Annotated in this window: 16 protein-coding genes; 5 read left to right on the top strand and 11 right to left on the bottom strand. The window is 63.3% G+C overall.

From position 1 onward, the window contains the following. The coding region (locus tag DIE08_RS09005) for an ESPR domain-containing protein (RefSeq protein ID WP_260436492.1) at window positions 1-1,916 on the bottom strand (1,916 nt) is incomplete at its 3' end. An 845-nt stretch (window positions 1,917-2,761) separates the two neighbouring features. Between DIE08_RS09005 and DIE08_RS09000 the strand changes: the two genes are divergently transcribed. Beyond that, complete coding sequence (locus DIE08_RS09000; RefSeq protein WP_124901662.1) at window positions 2,762-3,313, top strand: recombinase family protein; 552 nt, start codon at window positions 2,762-2,764, stop codon at window positions 3,311-3,313. Between the two features lie 109 nt (window positions 3,314-3,422). Here DIE08_RS09000 and DIE08_RS08995 read toward each other — a convergent pair whose 3' ends face one another. From DIE08_RS08995 to DIE08_RS36130, 3 genes are all read right to left on the bottom strand, one after another. Next, on the bottom strand, window positions 3,423-4,001 hold the full coding sequence (locus DIE08_RS08995; RefSeq protein WP_124901661.1) for a recombinase family protein: 579 nt from the start codon (window positions 3,999-4,001) through the stop codon (window positions 3,423-3,425). A gap of 262 nt (window positions 4,002-4,263) precedes the next feature. Then, the gene (locus tag DIE08_RS08990) at window positions 4,264-4,641 is read right to left on the bottom strand and encodes a hypothetical protein (RefSeq protein ID WP_124901660.1); all 378 of its coding nucleotides are present in this window, start codon (window positions 4,639-4,641) and stop codon (window positions 4,264-4,266) included. 12 nt (window positions 4,642-4,653) lie between these two features. Continuing rightward, window positions 4,654-4,782 carry a hypothetical protein gene (locus DIE08_RS36130; protein WP_260436491.1) on the bottom strand — a complete coding sequence of 43 codons (129 nt, stop codon included), beginning with the start codon at window positions 4,780-4,782 and terminating at the stop codon, window positions 4,654-4,656. Window positions 4,783-5,006: 224 nt separating this feature from the next. Between DIE08_RS36130 and DIE08_RS08985 the strand changes: the two genes are divergently transcribed. Then, window positions 5,007-5,957: a universal stress protein gene (locus DIE08_RS08985; RefSeq protein WP_124901659.1), complete on the top strand. Its 951-nt coding sequence runs from the start codon at window positions 5,007-5,009 to the stop codon at window positions 5,955-5,957. Window positions 5,958-5,969: 12 nt separating this feature from the next. Here DIE08_RS08985 and DIE08_RS08980 read toward each other — a convergent pair whose 3' ends face one another. Then, window positions 5,970-8,261 (bottom strand): heavy metal translocating P-type ATPase, encoded by a 2,292-nt coding sequence (locus DIE08_RS08980; RefSeq protein WP_124901658.1) that lies wholly within the window; start codon window positions 8,259-8,261, stop codon window positions 5,970-5,972. Between DIE08_RS08980 and DIE08_RS08975 the strand changes: the two genes are divergently transcribed. Next, a complete protein-coding gene (locus tag DIE08_RS08975; RefSeq protein WP_124901657.1) occupies window positions 8,260-8,496 on the top strand; it encodes a hypothetical protein in 237 nt (78 codons plus the stop codon). The genes DIE08_RS08980 and DIE08_RS08975 overlap by 2 nt on opposite strands. Next, entirely contained in the window at window positions 8,490-9,107 is a 618-nt protein-coding gene (locus tag DIE08_RS08970) for a hypothetical protein (protein ID WP_124901656.1), read from the top strand. The genes DIE08_RS08975 and DIE08_RS08970 overlap by 7 nt, the downstream gene beginning before the upstream one ends. Before the next feature lie 59 nt (window positions 9,108-9,166). Here the strand turns inward: DIE08_RS08970 and DIE08_RS08965 are convergent, their stop codons facing one another. Further along, a complete protein-coding gene (locus tag DIE08_RS08965) occupies window positions 9,167-10,120 on the bottom strand; it encodes a cation diffusion facilitator family transporter (protein ID WP_124901655.1) in 954 nt (317 codons plus the stop codon). Window positions 10,121-10,161: 41 nt separating this feature from the next. Further along, entirely contained in the window at window positions 10,162-10,509 is a 348-nt protein-coding gene (locus DIE08_RS08960) for a carboxymuconolactone decarboxylase family protein (RefSeq protein WP_059602793.1), read from the bottom strand. Between the two features lie 188 nt (window positions 10,510-10,697). Here DIE08_RS08960 and DIE08_RS08955 point away from each other — a divergent pair, with 188 nt between their 5' ends. After that, on the top strand, window positions 10,698-11,102 hold the full coding sequence (locus DIE08_RS08955) for a hypothetical protein (protein ID WP_124901654.1): 405 nt from the start codon (window positions 10,698-10,700) through the stop codon (window positions 11,100-11,102). 117 nt (window positions 11,103-11,219) lie between these two features. Here the strand turns inward: DIE08_RS08955 and DIE08_RS08950 are convergent, their stop codons facing one another. The 4 genes from DIE08_RS08950 to DIE08_RS08935 are packed head-to-tail and all read right to left on the bottom strand — an operon-like array spanning window position 11,220 to window position 14,519. After that, a complete protein-coding gene (locus DIE08_RS08950) occupies window positions 11,220-12,608 on the bottom strand; it encodes an ATP-binding protein (protein WP_124901653.1) in 1,389 nt (462 codons plus the stop codon). Beyond that, window positions 12,605-13,270, bottom strand: coding sequence for a response regulator (locus DIE08_RS08945; RefSeq protein WP_124625185.1), 666 nt, complete (start codon window positions 13,268-13,270; stop codon window positions 12,605-12,607). Before DIE08_RS08945 ends, DIE08_RS08950 begins: the two co-directional genes overlap by 4 nt. Window positions 13,271-13,294: 24 nt before the next feature. After that, a complete protein-coding gene (locus tag DIE08_RS08940) occupies window positions 13,295-14,032 on the bottom strand; it encodes a cytochrome b/b6 domain-containing protein (protein WP_124901652.1) in 738 nt (245 codons plus the stop codon). Continuing rightward, window positions 13,998-14,519: a diheme cytochrome c gene (locus DIE08_RS08935; RefSeq protein WP_124901651.1), complete on the bottom strand. Its 522-nt coding sequence runs from the start codon at window positions 14,517-14,519 to the stop codon at window positions 13,998-14,000. Before DIE08_RS08935 ends, DIE08_RS08940 begins: the two co-directional genes overlap by 35 nt. Between the last annotated feature and the right edge of the window lie 7 nt (window positions 14,520-14,526).

Raw genomic sequence — 14,526 nt, 5'->3', positions numbered from 1 at the left:
GAGGTCGAGGTGGACAGCGAGCTGATCGAGCTATTTGCCGACGAGAGACCCGTCGACGTGGACGACGACAGCGACGCCACCGAGCTGTTGGTCGAGCTGAGGCCCGTGGACAACGAGTTGATGCCCGTCGAAGTCGACGTGGACAGCGAGCTGATCGAGCTATTAGCGGACGAGAGACCAGTCGACGTGGAGGTCGACAGCGACGTGACCGCGCTGTTGGTCGAGCTGAGGCCCGTGGACAACGAGTTGATGCCGGTCGAAGTCGACGTGGACAGCGAGCTGATCGAGCTATTAGCGGACGAGAGGCCGGTCGACGTGGAGGTCGACAGCGAAGCCACCGAACTGTTGGTCGAGCTGAGACCAGTCGACAGGCTAGTAATGCTCGACGTCGTTGTGCTGGCAACAGCGAAAAGCTGGCTGCCGTTGATCGCGTCGGTGCTGGTCGCGCTGATCAGGCCGGCGGCGACGTTCTGGATGCGCCGCTCGGCCCCGGCCGCGCCGACGCTGACCACACCGGCGGCGGCGTTCGCGCCGGCGTAGGTGCCGAACGTCTGGCTGCCGATCGTCGTGCTGCTGACGCTACCCGTGCCACCGGTGGCCGTGTTCGCGGTGCCGGTCGTGACAGCGCCGGAACCAAGCGCGACCGAGCCCGCCACGTTCGCGTTGGCACCGGCACCGAACGCCTGCGCGTTGGTGGCGCTGGAGACCGCGGTATCGCCGATCGCGACGCCTCCGGCCGAAGTGGCCGTGCTGCTGTTGCCCAGAGCGACCGAGCCTTGACCGGTCGCGGAATTGGCATTGCCGATCGCGACGGCGCCCTGGCCGTTCGACGAATCGTTCGCACCGAGCGCGACCGCACCTGTACCGATTGCCGTATTCGGGTCACCGATCGCAACCGCGCCATCGCCCGTTGCCGTTTGCCCGAGGCCGATGGCAACTGCACCGCCGGTCGCCGTCGAGCTATTGGCTGTGGTGCCGCTGGAACCAATGGCAACGTTCTGCCCTGTTGCACCGGAAATGATGCCATCGCCCTGTGCGATGCCAAACGCGCCACTCACGGTCGCGCCTCGTCCGATCGCAATACCCGAGGTGGCCGTAGCAGCCACTTTGGATTGCCCGGCAATCGCAACCGAGTCGGCCGCAGCAGCCACGGAGCCACTTGTCCCGTTACTGCCCAATGCTGTGGCGCCAACTCCGGTAGCATTTGCAGCGGTGCCAAACGAAGTCGCGTAGCTACCGGACGATTTGGCGCCCGCGCCAATCGCGAGCGTATCGATCGCTGAGGCAACAGCGTCGCCTCCAAGGGCCACTGCGTTGCCTCCCGACGCCACGGCGCCCTTGGTGACGGTACTGCCACCGATCGCAATTGAGCCAGACCCCGAGGCGGTCACTGGCGACACGGCGCTGGAGCCAATCGCCACCCCGTACCCTGCAGAAGCAGTAGCGTTATAACCTACAGCCAAGGCAGCGGTGCCCGAAGCAGTCGCCTGGAGCCCCAGTGCCGTCGCCAAATTGCCGGCACTCGCACCCATGCCGAACGCGGCCGCACCGCTTCCGGTGGCGGTAGTAAACGACCCGTACAAGGTGACGCCGTTCAAGTTGTTGCCGTTCGCGTTACAGCCAGCAACCGACGACCATCCACCACTTCCATCGAGGGGGGCAGTTCCGGCGCTATACGTTCGCGTGCCGTCGGGGCCCGTTCCTCCACCGGCAAAGCCGCAACTGCCCCCTCCATTTCCCCCGCTGAACGTATAAATACCTGCGTAGCTGGCCTGTGCGGCGCCGGCTAACAACAAGCTGACAAGCAGCTTAACCGATGGCGAGCGCTTGCCCTTCCCCCGTGCCGAATCGTGTTCGGATACCGCGACCCAGGCGCCAAGAGCTTCGTTCCAGATATTCCGATAGGTGCGATTCATAGTAGCCAGTTGTTCAAGAGGTAATAATCGGAGAACCCGATTCCAGATGACTTATTTGGATTGGATTAATTTATTTAAATTTTATATTTCGTATAACCAATAAATCAGCCGCACAATAAATAATTGAGCATTATTTTCTGTTGATTTGATTAATTAATGTTAATCAATTTTTCTCAAAACCGGCTACGCGACATCACTTTTCCGCAACTCCAACCTCGGTTGCACACATTTCCTGGAGCGTTGCGAAATCTCACACCGGCAGCTTCCTCACATGAACAAGCCTGGCCTGGACCTTGACTCTTTCTTTGCCAGAAACACCCATTGGTCGTGGCACATCGGTGCCATTTGCTTTGTCCGCGCACCTGTTGAATCCCAGCCCATACGTGCGACAAGGCATCTCATATGACAAAGCTCTTTCGTATTTTCGCGCGCACCCGAGTTGCGTTCGGCCTGCATATGTTCGAGGGTGCAAGGCGACACATCAAACGCCCGCCCGTAGGTCCGACACTTTTACTTCACGATACAAAAAAGGTTCCCTTGCGCAAAGCTATTGCTGTGGGTAGGGCTATTGGGCTAGACGCCCGCCAGGCAAGGAAGAGACATTTAAAGGGACACAACGACAAAATGGAACCGTTTTGTCCAGTAGAATACGTAAAAAGTACGCGCGATTTTACAATTCTTAGCAATTATGCGGGGTGTGACGTAAATCTACTTATGATCTGACGGGGCGCGAGGAGAATATGTACGACCATTTCTTTCACTCATCGTGCAGTTTGACGATTACTCAAATTAATCTGGGTAGTCTGCACAGAAAGGTGATTCTTGACGTCTCTGGATTAAAGATCATGAACATCGGATATGCACGCGTATCTACGGAAGAGCAAAATCTCAGCCTGCAAATTGATGCGCTCAAAAAGGCGGGATGTCACTATATATTTACCGATCGGGGTATCTCAGGGGCAGATTTCTCGCGCCCTGGACTCGATGCTGTTCTGATACGGATGAATGCCGGCGACACGCTGGTAGTCTGGAGACTGGATCGTCTAGGGCGATCTCTGGGGAAATTAATCGATCTGGTAGCCACTCTTGAGAAACGTGACGTTCATCTTCACTCGATTACCGAATCGATCAATACGAATTCGGCAGGCGGTGTTCTTGTTTTTCACGTAATGGGCGCACTCGCGCAATTCGAAAGAAGCTTGATCAGCGAGCGAACGCGTGCCGGAATGAACGCCGCCCGCAGCCGCGGAATCCAGATAGGACGAAAACCAGCGCTTAGTCAGGAGCAAAGGAAAGAAGCCATGATTATGCTGGAGTGCCATCCGATTGCTGACGTTGCGCGTCATTTCGGGGTTCACCCCAGAACCCTGTCACGAATAAAACTCGAAGAACGATAAATATATTCGCATTGGCGAAACGTCAACCGATAGCACCTTTGGGTTTTTGTTAATCCATATGTTGCGCTTATCCGGGAGTGGGTGTTTTATGAATTAATATTCAATAAAATTATTTCGTGTCGGCGTGCGTATCATTCGAATCTCTTTGGAGCGCTCTCTCGAGCGTCCGTTTGTCGACCGAAAGAAGGCGAGCCGTTTCCTTTGCTGTGAATGTTTTCTCAAGCTCACGCGCAATCTTGATCTGTTGAGCGTTCAGTATTCTCGGTCGTCCCAAGTGACTCCCATGAGTTCTCGCGACCGCCATTCCGGCCTTGGTGCGTTCGCTGATAAGCGATCGCTCGAATTCGGCAAGTGCAGCCAACATGTGGAAAATGAACGTACCTGTCGGCGTTCCTGTATCAATTGCTTCATTAAGTGAAGCGAAATGAATGCCGCGCTCGCGCAAATCAGAAAGGATTTGAATAAGATGTTTTAGTGAGCGACCAAGTCGATCGAGGCGCCAGACAACGATGGTATCTCCCGACTTCGCAGCCGAAATGAGTTCGTGCAGGCCAGGACGCTCGTGGTGCATCCCGGACACGCCGTGGTCGGTAAAGATCCGACTGCAACCTGCCTTCCGTAGTGCAATGAGTTGCAAGTCCAGCGATTGTTCTTCGGTCGATACGCGAGCGTAGCCAAGTTTAGACATTCAGATGCCTTATCAATAGACAGACGACATTCCACGGATCCTTGCCATCGAATACCCTTGCGAGGGCGGAAGGCGGTCGACCAATCCTCGTTGGAATACCTTGCGATTTGTTGATCAGACGAGCGCCAGGCCGTGCAGGGTTCAATTTCCGGGCGGGCGTGTATTCATCGAATACGCATCGCATCGTGATCACCTGGGATAGTATTTTTACCCGCCCCTTCATTGCGTGGCGACTCCACACGACCACCGGTCATACGATGACTCAGAGACTGGGCTCATAATTCAGTCGAACATGAACCGTGTCGGCACCGTCGCGGCGTCTGACCGAAAGATCGATGCGATACCGCCCCGCCCATGGCATGTCGAAGTAGTTGCCGTACGTCACCATGCCGTTGACCGTGAATGCCGGCGAACGCTTGATTTGAACCTTCAGCCGTGCCTTGGATGCCGGTGAGGTCATCCTGGCAAGGATCATGGCATCATCGATGCGCGGGCCGGTCCGGGCGTCAAGCAGTGCAACCACGAAATGATAGCTGGCCTGGGCCTTCGTATCTCCTGGAACGCCCCCCTCTTCCAGCGCGCGTGGCGCCTTTTCTGCCGGCACGATGCCGAAACGAACGGTCAGGCCGTGCGTCGTCACGCTCCGCACCGACTAATCAGCGGCAGCCACGCCCGTCGTTGCGGCGAACAGCACCTGCGCAAGCACGATCAACATTGCCAGCTTTCGCATGATCATTTCTCCAGTCAGGTAGCGACACGCTTTGCGGTTGCGCAGGCTCAAGGCCTTTCCCGAACAACGCGGCGTCGTTTCAATGCTGCTGCCTGAAGCCGGCCCCCCGGTTGACTCATGTCAACGTGGCAGCGGCCATGCACTCGACGCGATCGAGCCGCCATTTCACCCGGCACTGCGAAGACGAACGTGCTTGACGAAGGTCAAGCCGGTAGACGGCCCTCGTGCGAAAAATTGCCGTGTACAAGACCGTCGGTTGTCACCGGGAGACATTCATGAATACCAGCACTTCACCCGTCCAGGCAGTCTCCGCCTCCCAGCGGGTATTGATCGCCGTCGACGGTTCCACCGCATCCACACATGCCCTCGCGTATGCCAAAGCGTTCCTCCCGTCGAATGCCGCGGTGCATATCGTCAGCGTTGCGGAGAATCCGCGAACGCTCGTCCCGCTCGGGTCGAAAGCCACGGCATTTCTCGAATCGGCCCGCGACGAATTGTTGCGAGACGCATCCGACGCGCTGTCGCGTGCCCAAAGCGCCATTTCGCGCGACGACATCTCGATCGACACGGAAGTCATCGACTTGTCCACGCACGGCGGGGATGTCGTGCATGCGCTGGCCGAAAGTGCACAAGCCTGGCAGGCCGAACTCATGATCGTCGGCACACGTCAGCATCATGGGCTGCTCGGATGGATCGAGGGAACGGTTTCCGGCCCGCTCGGCAAGCTCGTTGGTTGCCCGCTGCTCATCGTTCCGGAAGGTTTTGCGTCGGTCGCCGAGCACCTGCCGCGGCGGATGCTGTTCGCTGTCGACGGAAGCCCGATTGCGCTCCACGCATTGCAAACGGGGTTGAAATTCTCGCGTCCCGAGACCGAATTCCGGGCGATACACGTGCTCGATCGCCCCACATCGCTGGGTGATTTCGTCCCCGTCGAGACGCTGGAAGCCGCGTTGGTCAGCGAAGGCAATCGTGCACTGCAAAAAGCCATGGCCCTGCTCGATGGCACACCCGCGCACGCGCAGTCTCAACTGATTCAAACGGATCGCACCGGCGCGGACGTGCCTCACCTGATCGTGAACGACGCCATCGAATGGAGCGCGGACATGATCGTCATGGGCACCCATGGGCGGCGCGGCGTCACGGGCTGGCTCGTCGGCAGCGTGGCCGGACGCGTTGCGCGCATCACGAAAACGCCGGTTCTTCTGGTGAGTGCGCCGCATGCGTGACGCGTTTCAGGGTCACGCATCCGCTCCGACGGCGTGGAACAGTTCCTCCTCCTGAGCGCAATGCAGGCGTACGATCGCTTCCAGCCCGTACAACAAGCGCTGTATCGCCTGCACCTGCAGGGTGTTCGTTCCGTCGCGCGGCAGGTCCGCGACCATCTGCCTGAGCGATCGGACCATCTTGAAGATCTCCCGATGTGCGCCGCTCATCGCCGCCAGCGGGTCCTCGCCACCGAGAAGCGGGGCGAGTCGCGCGTAGACGTCCCGATCCTCGGCGCGTTCGTGCGGCAGCAGCCGTTCGTCCAGCGAGTCGATCACGTGGACAAGCTCACTGGCGATGGCTGCCCCGGATAGTTGCGGCATACGATCCGCGAGATCCCTGATCTGGTCCAGCAACGGTGACAATGCCGTGTGCTCGCGCTTGAGTTGCTCGACGTCGACATCGGCAAGTCGGGCGTCGGTTGGCCTCGGGCGAACCAGCAGCACGCGTAACGCATTGATGATGACGACGACGTCGATGACTTCCTGAATGACCGCACCGGCAATCGGCTGCAGGAATCCGGCCGCCGCAATCGTCATTGCGACGACCGACAGCGACATGCCAGCCACCACGCTCTCGAGTGCGATTCGGCGCGACCGTCGTGCGATACGTATCGCATCCACGAGTCGATCCAGCCGATCCACCAGCAGTACCACGTCGGCCGCTTCGGATGACGCGGCCGCCCCCCGCGCGCCCATCGCGATACCGACGTCGGCGGCCGCGAGCGCCGGCGCGTCGTTCACACCGTCGCCGACCATGATCGTCACGCCTTCCTTGCGCGCGGCCTGAATCGCGGCAAGCTTGTCCGTCGGCGTCTGCTCGGCACGCACGTCGGTAACACCCAGCAACTCGCCGACGGCCTGGGCAATGTCTCGCCGGTCGCCGGTCAGCATGACGAGGCGCTCGACGCCTTCTCGTTTCAACAGCCGCAATGCCCGCGGCGTTTCCAGCCGCACCTGGTCGGCCATCTGAATCGCACCGATCATGACACCATCGACGCCGACGAACACGGCAGCCCCGCCCTCGTTGCCGACCCGCTTGAGGAACGCGTCGCTCCAGGGGGCGACCGTTGAACAGGCTGAGACGTATCCGAACTTGCCGATCGCGACGGTCCGGTTGTCGACCCCGCCTGTGACGCCCTCGCCCGCCGTTTCCATGACGACCGATGGCGGCGACAGATTGATCCGGCGTTCCCGCGCGGCGACCGTCAGCGCATCCGAAATGACGTGCCCCGAAGCCTGTGCCAATGACGCCGCGAAACGCAGCACATCGCCCGCCCCGACGTCCGTGCCGCATTCGATCGCAACGATGCGTGCCCGCCCTCCCGTCAGCGTCCCGGTCTTGTCGAAGAACAGAATCGTCGCTTGCGCGAGACGTTCGAGCGCACCCCCGCCCTTGACAAGGATGCCGCGTTTCGAACAACGCGACATGCCCGACACGATGGCGACCGGCACGGCGAGGATCAACGGACAAGGCGTGGCGACGACGAGCACGGCGAGCGCGCGTGTGACGTCGCCGGTCAGCAGCCACGCGATGCCGGCGACGAGCAGCGAGGCGAGCACGAAGAATGCCGCGTAGCGATCCGCGAGACGCACGGCCGGACCGCGCTCGTGTTGTGCGCGCTCGACCATGCGGACGATGCCCGCAAACGTGCTGTCGCCTGCCGTGGTGCGGGCGACCATTTCAAATGGCGCGCCTGCGTTGACCACGCCGCTGCATGCGGTTTCGCCGGAACGTCGCCGCTGGGTGGACGACTCGCCCGTCAACATGGACTCGTCCAGTTCCGCGTCGTCGGTCAACGTGCCGTCGACCGGCGCGCATTCGCCGCTACGCACGAGCAGCCTGTCACCCGGAACGATGGTTTCCGGCGCAACGGAACGCCATTCACCGTTCTCGAACCGGGTCGCCTGCCGGGGGGCACGGCCGAGCAGCGCCGTCATCTCGCGTTGCGCGCGGTCTTGCGCATACCGCTCCAGCGTCCGGCCGCTGGCCAGCATCAATGCGATGACCGCGGCGGTCAGCGTCTCGTCCAGCGCGATTGCCAGGCCGATCGCCAGCCATGCGAGCACGTCGATGCCGGCCTGCCGCTTCGCCACGGCCTTTGCAAGCGACACGGTCAACGCGAGCAAGACCGGCACCGTACCCACCAGCCAGACGCCCCGCGCGAGTGAAAGCAGACCGAACGCCACGCACATGCCCCCCGCGGCGAGCGTAGACGCTGCAAGGACCAGCAAAGCGAGATCGATCGACCAGCGGATTCGGGACATGACCATTCTTCCGATTGCCGTGCACGGCGGGGTTCGCCGCATCCGGTTCCGGTTGCTCACGGCGTGGCATCAGTCTAGGAAATGCCGCGGTTCGACCGTTGACCTGAGTCACGGCGAAGCGCGTCACGCGAACGACCGGCACGGCGCGATGCTTGACGTGAGTCAAGCGGGCGGCGCCTTTCGTCAGCACAATCGAAGCGTGACACCGAAGCGCCTGGAGGCGATATCGTGCTGACGCTGGCGGTACTGTTTCTGCTGATTCTTCTGCTGAATCTCATGCCGGCGTTCGCCCCGCCCACGTGGATGGCGATGTCGTGGGTCGGGTTCAACCTGCCTGACGGCAATCCGCTGATCTTTGCCATCGTGGCGGCCGGCGCGGCGACGACTGGCCGCGTCATCCTGGCGACCTTCGCAAGATCGCTCGTGCGCGCCCGCTGGATGCGGCAATCGGATCGCGAGAACATCGACGTCGCCACGCACTGGCTGCGCAAGCACAGGACGCTCACCGCCGGTGCGTTCTTCTTCTATGCCCTGAGCCCGCTTCCGTCGAACTATCTGTTCATCGCATACGGCCTTTCCGGATTGCCGCTCAGGATCATTGCCGCGGCGTTCTTCGTCGGCCGCGCCGCGACCTATGCGATCTGGGCGCACCTCGGCCGCCTTGCGTCGACCCGGCTGGACGTGGAGTCCGGGCTCGAAGGCACTTATCTCGGCGGATACTTCATCGTCACGCAACTGGCGTTGCTCGGCGTCGTCTTCGCGTTGATGAAGCTCAATTGGCGCGCGCTTCTCAAGGAACGCCGGTTGACGTTCCGGCGCGGCCATCCTCCGCGCGGCGCGGAATGACACCCGGCATGCACGCCGTGCCGATCGGCCGCACCGGCTGACCGGCCGACCGGTGCCGCTTACCGGCCGCGCATCTCGGACGCGGTTTCAGCGATGCGTTCCCGCTTGCGCGGATCGACGTGGGTCATCACGTTCAGGACGCGGTGATGCTTCATCACGCGAGCACGCGCGTCCACCGCGATGTCGTGCCCTTGCGCAACCGTGAGATCGGCGTCGATGTCGAGATGCACGTCGACGAGGATCAGGTCGCCGGTCTTTCGCGTGCGCAGGTCGTGCACGTCGAGCACGCCCGGTGTCGCGCGCAGCGTCGCGCGGATCGCCTGCACGTCTTCGGCGTCGGCCGCCCGATCCATCAGGTCGTGCAAGGCGTCCCAACCGAACGTGGCGCCCATTTTCACGATCATCCCGCCGACGATCAGCGCGGCGACGGGATCGAGCAGCGGATAACCGAGCAGGTTGCCGACGATGCCGCAAGCGACGACCAGCGACGATGCGGCGTCCGAACGCGCGTGCCATGCGTTGGCGACGAGCATGCTCGACTTCACTCGCGTGGCGACCGCGAACATATAACGGAACAGGCTTTCCTTCGCGGCGAGCGCGGCGAGCGCGACCCAGAGCGCCGCGACGTGAACGCGCGCGATCGCTTCCGGATGCTCGAGCTTCTGGATGGCGGACCAGAGCATCCCGCCCCCCACCAGCAGCAGGATTGCGGCAAGTGCCAGCGATGCGCCGGTTTCGAAGCGCTGATGGCCGTAAGGATGCTTTTCGTCGACGGGCTTGCGGCTATGGTGGCTGGCCAGCAGCACGACGAAATCCGCGATCAGGTCGGACAATGAATGAATCCCGTCCGCCACGAGACCTTGCGATCGGGACAGGATGCCGATTACCACTTGCGCGATGCTCAGCGCGAGGTTGACCGCCACGCTCACCCAGGTGCTTCGCGTGGCCGCGGCGGCCATCGCGGGCGTCGATTCAGCGACGGTTTCCGAAACAACGTCAGGATTTCTTGACATCACGATTCAGGTCACCTTCCAGGGTTGAGCAAGGCCGCACGTCACGTCGAAAGCTCGTCGAACGCGATCAACGCATGTGCCGCGTACATCATCGACGGGCCGCCGCCCATGTAGACGGCGACACCGGCGACCGCCTCGATCTCCTCGCGCGTCGCCTTCAGCTTGATCAGCGATTGCATGTGGAAACCGATGCAGTCGTCGCAGCGGCACGAGATCGCGATGCCTAACGCGATCAGCTCGCGGGTCTTCTTCGTCAGCGCGCCCTCTTTGGTACCGGCCGCGCCCAGCGCGCCGAAGGCGGACATGAGGTCCGGCTGCGACTGCCGAAGCTTGCGCATCTGCTCGGCGACTTCCGCGGTTCTTTCACGATAATGCAATGAATTCGACATGGCTGGCAGCTCCGACATGACAGGAATCGAGTGCGCGCACCACGCTTCGTCGCCGTGACGCCGAATGATGCGCCGAACGTTTGACAACAGCATGATCGCCGGCACTCCGCGGGGACTTGATCTGCGGCAAAGGTTCGATCGTCATCTTTGCGTACGGTTGAAACCATGCAAACGATTTGGAGAGCGTCATGTCCGCAGTGAGCAGGTTCACCGTTTCGTGCCTGATCGGCGTCGCGGTCGCGATGACGGCCAGTCTGGCCGATGCACAGCCGCGCCAGCCCGCTGGCGGTTCCGCCGTCGAGCCGGGCGGCATGATGTACGGCAGTCAGCTGATGACACCCGCCGAGCGCAGCGCATACCGTACCCGGATGCTCGCTGCGGCATCGGACGCCGAGCGCGAGAAAATCCGCGCGGAGCATCACGCCGAGATGCAGAAGCGCGCAAAGGCGCGCGGCATCAAGTTGCCCGACGTTCCGCCCAGGTGGGGCATGCATCGGGGGCAAGGCATGGGCACGGGCATGGGGCCGGGCATGGGGCCGGGCTACATGCACGGCCAGCCTGGCGGCCCTGCAAGCGGCGCCGCCGGCCAGTAATCGCATGGCACGGCGTGCGCGGCGACGGGCACGCCGTGCCGGTCGCGATCGGCTGCTCGCGTAGCCTGCCGTGACCTGTCGAACGCGTGCGGTCTGATCGTTGATGTACATGGTTGACTAGTGCGTGGCCGCGTCCGTTGCATCGGCAACCGGCCACGAGACGACCACGCGCAGGCCGCCGAGCGCGGGCGATCGACCCACCTCGATGTCCGCGTCATGCGCGGCAGCGATTCGCCGTACGATCGACCAGCCGAGGCCACTCCCGCCCGGCCGGGCTCCCTGCGGCCGAAAGAACCGTTCGCCGAGCCTGTGCAGGTCGTCGTCGCCGATACCCGGGCCGCCGTCTTCGACCCGTAGCACGGCATGCCCTTCCCGTCGGCAAACCGAAACGGATATGCGCGCCTGTGGCGGGCTGTAGCCAATCGCGTTGTCGACCAGGTTGCGCACCATCGACTCGAGCAATGGTTCGTTGCCGCCGACGACGCATGGTGATGGCGCATCGAGTTCCAGCCGCTGCCGTTTTCCGATCGACCGTGGCGCAGCCTCCGCGACCACCCGTTTCGCCAGGGCCGATACGTCGACCGGTGCACGGTCCGTCAGTGCGCCCGCATCGAGACGCGAAAGCAACAGAAGCTGATCCACCAGGCGCGCGGCCCGATCGCACCCTTCGAGCACGCCTCGCAGCGCATGCCGGCGTCGCTCGTCGTCGGGCTCCGCCATGGCGACCTGCGCCTGTGCCTTGACGGCCGCGATCGGCGTGCGCAACTCGTGAGCCGCATCGGCAGTGAATCGGCGCTCCGCGTCCATGACGGTGCGAATCCGTTCGAACAGCCGGTTCAGCGCATCCAGCATCGACCGCATCTCGAGCGGTGTCCGATCCGGCCGAATCGGATCGAGCGCCTGCGGATTGCGCCGCGCCAGCGCTCGGCCGAAATCGCGCAGCGGCGCCGTGCCACGGCGAACCGCCCAGCCGATGGCGAGCACCAGCAACGGCAACGCGGCCGCCATCGGCCAGAATGCACTGCGCATGACGGCGCGCAGGATCGATTCGCGTGAATCGATTCGCTCGCCCACGAACACCTGAACGTCGCTGCGCACGCCGTGCACGACGAATACCCGCCACGCATTCCCGTCGATCACGACGGTCCAGAATCCGGAGGCCCGATCGCGTCCGGTCAGCTCGGGCGCCACCATCGGCTTCGCCGGTGCGTTTTCGGAATGCAGGCCGAGCCGCCCGTCATGAAACACCTGAAAGGCCACACGCGGCCCGTACGGATGAAGGATCGGCGCGTCGATCGCATTGTCGTCGTCATCCGGCCCGCGCGCCTGCTGCGCGACGAGCAGTGCCGCCGCCTGCGCGAGGTGGCCATCGAGCAACCGGTCGATCTCGCGCTGCGCATCCAGCCAGGTCAGCATCAGCGTCGATAGCCAGACACCGAGAACCACGGCCGGCACGAGCGTCAGCAGCCGGCCATGCAACGAACGCGCGGGCAGCAGGGCCTTCATGCATCGCCCCGCATCAGCACGTAACCCACGCCGCGCACCGTTCGGATCAGCTCGCTGCCGAGCTTGGCGCGCAGGCGATGTATGTGGACCTCGACGGCATTGCTCTCCACCTCCTGCCCCCAGCTGTACAGATACTGCTCGATCTGCTCGCGCGACAGAACCCGGCCGGCATTCAGCATCAGGATGTGCAGCAGGTCGAACTCTCGCGTGGACAGCGCGACCGGCACGCCGGCGCGGCGCGCGGTTCGCGACGCGGGTTCCAGCTCGACGTCCTGCGCGTGGAGCCGCTCGGTCGGCCGACCGTGGGACCGCCGGACCAGCGCTCGCAGGCGCGCACCGAGCTCGTACAGGTCCACGGGCTTGATCACGTAGTCGTCGGCGCCCGCGTCGAGCGCCTTGATGCGGTCGGGCACGGCGTCGCGCGCGGTCAGGACCAGGATCGGCGACGCCATGCCGTCGCGGCGAATGCGCTGCAGGACATCCATGCCATCCACGAGCGGCAGGCCGAGATCGAGGACCGTCGCGGCATGAACATGCGCGCGCAGCTCGCGCTGGGCCGCGTCGCCATCACGCACCCAGTCGACCTGGAACCCTTGCTGGCGTAATCCGGCGCGGATCCCGTCGCCGAGCAGGACGTCGTCTTCCACGAGCAGGATGCGCACGATCGAGCACTCCGCCGGTGGCCGTCAGTCGTCGTCCCCGCCCGCGCCGTGCGCGGGGCGGCCGGTGTCCGTCGCGACGGGCCGGTCCGCTCGAGCGGGCTGCGGTGCCGCCTGCCATTGCGTCCACCACCAGCCGATCACCGCGGCCGTCATCACGACAGCGATCCCCCACCACGCACGCCGGATGCCGTCGATCGGTGCACCGCGCTTGTAGCCGGTCACCATCGCGCCGGCCAGATTCTCACGATGCACGACGCTGCTGACGAGAACGGCGGCGACATGGAACACGACGAGCGCGAGCATGGCGTTCGCCGCACCCTCATGCAGATCACCGAACGACTCGCCGTTTCCGGTGTAGGCCCCCCAGCCGGTCACCCCCGTGACGACCATCATCGCCAGCATGGCGACGATCGCCACCGCGCCGGCGGGGTTGTGGCCGACGTGATGTTCGGGCCGGCCTTTCGCGAGGCTCAGGACGTAGCGGAAAGCGGCCGCCGGCGAACGCACGAACGACGAGAACCGCGCATGACGCGTGCCGGCCACGCCCCAAACGACGCGAAACGCGACGAGCGCCAGCATCGTGTAGCCGAACGCGACGTGCATCAGCCGCCATCGCTCGCTCTCGGCGGTCAGCCACGCGCCGGCGAAGGCAATGACGCTCAGCCAGTGGAATACGCGCAGCGGAGCGTCCCAGACCAGTATCCGTGCGGAACGCGAGGGTGCCGGTTCACCGTGTACTCGGGATGCGGACGAATCGTTCATCGAAATTTCCTTTGTCTGCTTGCGTATGACATGCGGCGCAATTCGACGGCCGCTTCACTGCAGCGCTGCGCCATACGGACGCAGGAACCTCGTCGTGCGTGGCGGCGAACCACGCCGACCGGGTAATCCTGTCTTCCGGGGGACGGCGCGCCGCGCTGCCCGTCGCCGCATGTGCCGTCAGCCATGTTTCCAGTTGCCCGATCGTTGTCCGGTCCAGCGTCGCATCGGTGCCGAAGTGATGGTCGAGACCGTTCAGGATGCGTCGCCACGATTCGGCGGGCAGCGCCCCGGGCGGATAGGCGACATGGCAGGTCGCGCACTCCTGCCGGTACTTCGGCAGTAACGGAATCGCGACGCTGCGCATTTCGTCTTCCGCCCGTGCCGCGCACGGCAGCAGCGACATCAGCAGCATCGCGAGCACGCTTGCGCGTGCATGGCGCCGCGCGGCGATCCTGCGCGGCGACTTCGTCGAGTCGATGTTGTTCATGATCGTT

It is taken from the genome of Burkholderia sp. Bp9004, assembly GCF_003858025.1.
Classification (GTDB): Bacteria; Pseudomonadota; Gammaproteobacteria; order Burkholderiales; family Burkholderiaceae; genus Burkholderia; species Burkholderia diffusa.
This window is presented reverse-complemented; position numbering and strand designations above follow the sequence as displayed.

What these genes read in the sequence shown, in the direction of transcription:
- DIE08_RS08955 (WP_124901654.1), top strand. Translation starts at nt 10,698, where the DNA reads ATGTCCGCAGTGAGCAGGTTCACCGTTTCGTGCCTGATCGGCGTCGCG.
- DIE08_RS08980 (WP_124901658.1), bottom strand. Translation starts at nt 8,261, where the DNA reads ATGTCCCGAATCCGCTGGTCGATCGATCTCGCTTTGCTGGTCCTTGCA.
- DIE08_RS08960 (WP_059602793.1), bottom strand. Translation starts at nt 10,509, where the DNA reads ATGTCGAATTCATTGCATTATCGTGAAAGAACCGCGGAAGTCGCCGAG.
- DIE08_RS08965 (WP_124901655.1), bottom strand. Translation starts at nt 10,120, where the DNA reads ATGTCAAGAAATCCTGACGTTGTTTCGGAAACCGTCGCTGAATCGACG.
- DIE08_RS08985 (WP_124901659.1), top strand. Translation starts at nt 5,007, where the DNA reads ATGAATACCAGCACTTCACCCGTCCAGGCAGTCTCCGCCTCCCAGCGG.
- DIE08_RS08940 (WP_124901652.1), bottom strand. Translation starts at nt 14,032, where the DNA reads ATGAACGATTCGTCCGCATCCCGAGTACACGGTGAACCGGCACCCTCG.
- DIE08_RS09000 (WP_124901662.1), top strand. Translation starts at nt 2,762, where the DNA reads ATGAACATCGGATATGCACGCGTATCTACGGAAGAGCAAAATCTCAGC.
- DIE08_RS08935 (WP_124901651.1), bottom strand. Translation starts at nt 14,519, where the DNA reads ATGAACAACATCGACTCGACGAAGTCGCCGCGCAGGATCGCCGCGCGG.
- DIE08_RS08995 (WP_124901661.1), bottom strand. Translation starts at nt 4,001, where the DNA reads ATGTCTAAACTTGGCTACGCTCGCGTATCGACCGAAGAACAATCGCTG.
- DIE08_RS08950 (WP_124901653.1), bottom strand. Translation starts at nt 12,608, where the DNA reads ATGAAGGCCCTGCTGCCCGCGCGTTCGTTGCATGGCCGGCTGCTGACG.
- DIE08_RS08975 (WP_124901657.1), top strand. Translation starts at nt 8,260, where the DNA reads ATGACCATTCTTCCGATTGCCGTGCACGGCGGGGTTCGCCGCATCCGG.